The 3,076-nt window shown below is 57.9% G+C and carries 6 protein-coding genes; 5 read left to right on the top strand and 1 reads right to left on the bottom strand.

Annotation, left to right across the window (positions count from 1 at the left end):
- The 5 genes from K5845_RS21110 to K5845_RS21090 form a co-directional block, all read left to right on the top strand.
- Positions 1–927, top strand: a 927-nt coding sequence (locus K5845_RS21110; RefSeq protein WP_287959974.1) for a replicative DNA helicase, incomplete at its 5' end; no start/stop codon positions are given.
- A 212-nt stretch (positions 928–1,139) separates the two neighbouring features.
- Positions 1,140–1,382 carry a CopG family ribbon-helix-helix protein gene (locus tag K5845_RS21105; protein ID WP_046476573.1) on the top strand — a complete coding sequence of 81 codons (243 nt, stop codon included), beginning with the start codon at positions 1,140–1,142 and terminating at the stop codon, positions 1,380–1,382.
- Positions 1,379–1,657 carry a type II toxin-antitoxin system RelE/ParE family toxin gene (locus tag K5845_RS21100; RefSeq protein WP_287959973.1) on the top strand — a complete coding sequence of 93 codons (279 nt, stop codon included), beginning with the start codon at positions 1,379–1,381 and terminating at the stop codon, positions 1,655–1,657. Before K5845_RS21105 ends, K5845_RS21100 begins: the two co-directional genes overlap by 4 nt.
- A gap of 55 nt (positions 1,658–1,712) precedes the next feature.
- Positions 1,713–1,919 (top strand): hypothetical protein, encoded by a 207-nt coding sequence (locus K5845_RS21095; protein ID WP_287959972.1) that lies wholly within the window; start codon positions 1,713–1,715, stop codon positions 1,917–1,919.
- A gap of 101 nt (positions 1,920–2,020) precedes the next feature.
- Positions 2,021–2,866, top strand: coding sequence for an mTERF domain-containing protein (locus K5845_RS21090; protein ID WP_287959971.1), 846 nt, complete (start codon positions 2,021–2,023; stop codon positions 2,864–2,866).
- Positions 2,867–2,869: 3 nt separating this feature from the next.
- Here K5845_RS21090 and K5845_RS21085 read toward each other — a convergent pair.
- On the bottom strand, positions 2,870–3,076 hold a 207-nt coding region (locus K5845_RS21085; protein ID WP_287959970.1), incomplete at its 5' end, for a hypothetical protein.

Genomic DNA, 3,076 nt, shown 5'->3' with positions numbered 1-3,076 from the left:
ATCAAGCAGGCGGAAGCGGCGAAGGCGAGTGGTGCGGGCATCACCGGGATTGCGAGCGGGTTTGCCGACCTTGACCGGCTGCTGAGCGGGTTCCAGCGGAGCGACCTGATAATTCTTGGGGCGCGGCCGAGCATGGGGAAGACCAGCTTGCTGCTCAACATCGCGCATTGGGTGGCGGGCAAGCAATTACGGAACGAAGCGCATGGGGCGCCGGTGGCGGTGTTCAGCTTGGAGATGTCGGCCGAACAGCTGACGCAGAGGATGCTGGCGGCCGAGGCGGGAGTGGCGTCGCAGCGGATCTCGAGCGGGCAGTTCAGTGATGCTGATTTCGACGACATGGTGGGATCGGCCGACAAGCTGCAATCCTTGCCGCTTTATATTGATGATACGCCGGGCTTGTCGATTACCTCGCTTCGTGCGAGGGCGCGTCAGCTCAAGCGTAAGCATGGGATTGGGCTGATTATCGTCGACTACCTGCAACTGCTCACGGCGCCTATTCGGGGTGACTACAATCGCGTGCAGGAGATAAGCCTCATAAGCCAAGGTTTGAAGCATGTGGCGCGGGAGCTCGACGTGCCGGTCATCGCGGCGAGCCAATTGTCACGGCAGGTGGACAGCCGGGACAACAAGCGTCCGCAGCTTTCGGACCTGCGCGAGAGCGGGAGCATAGAACAGGATGCGGATGTCGTATGTTTCTTGTTCCGCGAGGATTATTATTTGAGCCGGGTGGTGGGTGCCGGTGATGATACCGGAAGCGAGATGGATTGCAGGAAATTGGCGGAAGCGCAGGATCGGCTGGATGCCGTGCGTGGTGTCACCGAATTGCTGGTGAGCAAAAACCGCAAAGGGCCGATTGGCACTATCAAGCTTCTGTTTGATGGCGGAACGACCACGTTCCGCGATTACGCGTCGCGCGGCTCGCGTTGACAAATTTAGGCATTTGGGTTTTGGGGGAACGATTTGCGTGTTTTCATGTTTTGGCGCGAAAACCGAATTTAAATGCTCCCGTTTGAAATGAGTGCATTTGTTGAATGAATATGGACTCGAAAATCAATTGTTTCTCGTAGAAGGATAAATGGCAATTGTAATATTGTGTAATGTCGATATGTGCACCATAATAAATAGAGGAGGAAATGAATATGAATATTTCTTTGCGCATAGATGACGAGACAATGGCTCGCTTGGATAGGACTGCAAAGTCATTGGAACGTTCGCGTTCTTGGGTGGCGATGGAAGCGCTGGATCAGTTCCTGTCTTACCAGGAACACTTCTGTCGTACCGTGGAAAAAGCTGTGGCGGAGGCCGAGGCGGGTGGACCCTTCATGGCGCATGCTGACGTGGTGGCCGCGTCTAAGGCTCGTAAGGAAGCGCGGGGCAGATGAGGCTGGTCTGGCTGCAACGCGCGGTCAGCGACCTGGAGACCATTTCCAACGAAATCGCACGGGAAAACCCGGCTGCGGCCAATGCAGTGGAGCTGCGCATCATCACGTCCATTGACCATCTCCCCCAGTTCCCGCAAGCAGGCCGGGCGGGCCGCGTGAAGGATACGCGCGAAGTGGCGGTTGTGGATTATCCCTACATGGTGGTCTACCGCGTCAAGGGTGACGACGTTCAAGTGCTGACAGTGCGTCACACATCACGGCAATGGCCCGAATAATTCACAATGGGCTCACTGAAAATGACAGTACACTGAATGTTGGGGAGCATGAGGTATGAAGTCTGAAAGCCTCTCTGTTATCGGTGGCCTCATCCGGAGGGTGAGCGTGGGCCTAGGCATTCTGGCCGAGGAACCGAAACAGCGGATTCGGACGGAAGCCGAGATCCGTGATGCTCTCCTTGCCGTCGAGGAACTGAGGAAAGTCCAGCTGGATATGCGTGGGCGCGGTCTGACGGGGAAGCTGTATGCCGGTGAGCATTAGGCTGCGCAGGGAGCGGGCAGCGGAGTGGAAGACCCCGGGGAGAGATGCGATCTTGTGGGCCAAAGAAACTCCCGCACGTGATCCCAGAAGAATCGAACCTGATGAGCGACAAGCAACTGGCGGCGGCGGTTGACCGCCTTCCGGAGCTTTCCCGTTTGTCGTTCGAAGACATGCGCAGGAATTTGCGGGGCTGTGCAAGGATATGTGGGCTGACGGAGCGGAAAGCGGTCGATCTTGCGAAACGAAGGCCGGTGCTGCTCAAGACGACGCCCGCGTGGTTGGAGGAGAACGTTGCAGCCGGGGCGCTTTGCCTTGACGTGTCGGTGGAACGATATGCGCAGCTTTGCAGGAGTTGCACCGAGTTCATGCTTCTGGATGCGGAAGCGATGAGAACCAACGTCGAAGCGCTCGAGGAACGCCTGAAGATCCCCCGCAAGTTGATCATCAAGGCATTTGTATCAAGGCCATTTCTTTTTACGGTGCCTGCGGACGTGCTGGTTGGGAGGGTGGTCGAGAGTTCGAAGACCCTCGGAGTGCCGTATTATGTCTTTGCTGCGGTGGCGCTGAAATGTCCGCAACTGTTGTCGATCCCGCCAGGGAGCCTTGCGAAAAAAGTGGCGGACAGCGGGGGCCAGTTGGGTGTCGGCAAGGAGGTCATGTGCAGTCTGGTGGTGAAAGCGCCGCTGCTTATAACCCGAAAGCCGGAAAGCCTGAAGCTCCGCCTGGGGCTTATCGAGGAAGCTGCGAGGGCGTTGGGAGACCGGAGACCGATCGCGGAGATCCTTTTGGCGGCACCGGCGGGGTTGTGTTACGGCGAAGCCCGCCTCAGGCAGCGCATTTTGCTGGCGCGTCAAGGGTACGATAGGGGATTGGGGCGTCTGTTGGCGATGTCCGATGGCAATGTGCAGAAGCTTTTGAAGGATGAGCCCGGCCTCCAAGCAACGTAGCCGTCAGGTCGGCACCTTCGCAAACGTCGGCAGATCTACGGGCTCGTAGAAGGGGTTTGGCGCGGCAAGGGGAGCCAGCATCAGGTCGGTCCTGTAATCGGCGCGGGCGACCATGCTCACTTTCCCCTCCCGGCATAAAACCATCGCGTCGGTATCGAGGTCGTCGGTGGATACGGTTCCGCACAGGTAGTTCTTCAAGGCGCGCTGCGC

Origin of the sequence: Filomicrobium sp., from assembly GCF_025698805.1 — a bacterium.
Classification (GTDB): Bacteria; Pseudomonadota; Alphaproteobacteria; order Rhizobiales; family Hyphomicrobiaceae; genus Filomicrobium; species Filomicrobium insigne.
Note: the sequence above shows the minus strand (reverse complement) of the source record. Positions and strands in the feature narration are given on the sequence as shown.